At 64.3% G+C, this 1,050-nt stretch carries 1 protein-coding gene; it reads right to left on the minus strand.

Annotation, left to right across the window (positions count from 1 at the left end):
- Positions 1–56 precede the first annotated feature (56 nt).
- A complete protein-coding gene (locus VJ464_05770; GenBank protein HKQ04618.1) occupies positions 57–1,046 on the minus strand; it encodes an AMP-binding protein in 990 nt (329 codons plus the stop codon).
- Positions 1,047–1,050: the final 4 nt, after the last annotated feature.

The raw sequence follows: 1,050 nt of genomic DNA on the forward strand, positions 1-1,050 counted from the left end.
GCGTCTTGCCATTGACCTTCGTCGTAAAGAGCGGGCTGGCTTGCGTGGCGTCCCAGTCATGCGTGTCGTGCGGCACCAGCTGATAATGCCACTGCCGTTTTCCGGTGCGCACGTCGAGCACGACCATCGAGCTGGTGTAGATTGATCATGCCGCGCTGCTCGACCATCACGCCTTTGGGCTGGCCCGTCGACCCCGAGGTGTAAATGATATAGGCCAGGCGGCGGCTGCCGACGCCATCCGGGGTCGGATTCGAGCTGGGCAGTGGCGGCCAGGCCGGGACCGGCGCGTCGAGATCAATGACCGCCACGCGCTCATCGAGTGGCGGCAGCAGGGCGCGCCAGCGCCCCTGTGTCAGCAGCACGGCCGGGGCGCTATCTTCGAGCATGTAGCGCAGGCGCTCAGCAGGGTACTGGGGGTCGAGGGGCACGTAAGCAGCGCCGGCTTTGAAGACGGCGAGGACGGCGACGAGCATCTGGAGGCCGCGGTCGGCGCAGATGGCGACGCGGGCATCGGGGCCGACACCGAGCCGGCGCAGGTAGTGCGCCAGCTGGTTGGCCCGCCGGTTCAACTCGCGATAAGAGAGGCGGGCGTCATGGCAGATGACTGCGACGGCTTCTGGGGTCTGTTCGACCTGTTGCTCAAACAGCTCGTGCAGGCAGAGGTCTTTCGGGTAATCGGCTTCCGTCGCGTTCCACTCCTCAACAACCTGCTGCCGCTCTCCTTCCGGCAGCATCGGCAGCCGATCTATCACTTCTGTGCTGTCGCTGACCATACTTTCAAGGAGCACGCAAAAGTATCTGACATACCGCTCCACCGTTTCGCGCTCGAACAGCGATGCCACATACTCCAGCCCGCCCACGATCTGTTCACCGGCATCCCACAGCGCCAGCGTCAGGTCGAACTTTGCAACCACGGGTGCCTCTGACCTCAGCGGCTCCAGCTCAATGCCCGGTAGCGACAGCCTCCCTCCGCCGACATTCTGTTGCCAATCAAAGAGCACCTGGAACAGGGGACTGTGGGCAAGGCTACGCTCAGGCCGCACCACCTCC

The organism is Blastocatellia bacterium (assembly GCA_035275065.1).
In the GTDB taxonomy this organism is placed as follows: domain Bacteria; phylum Acidobacteriota; class Blastocatellia; order UBA7656; family UBA7656; genus DATENM01.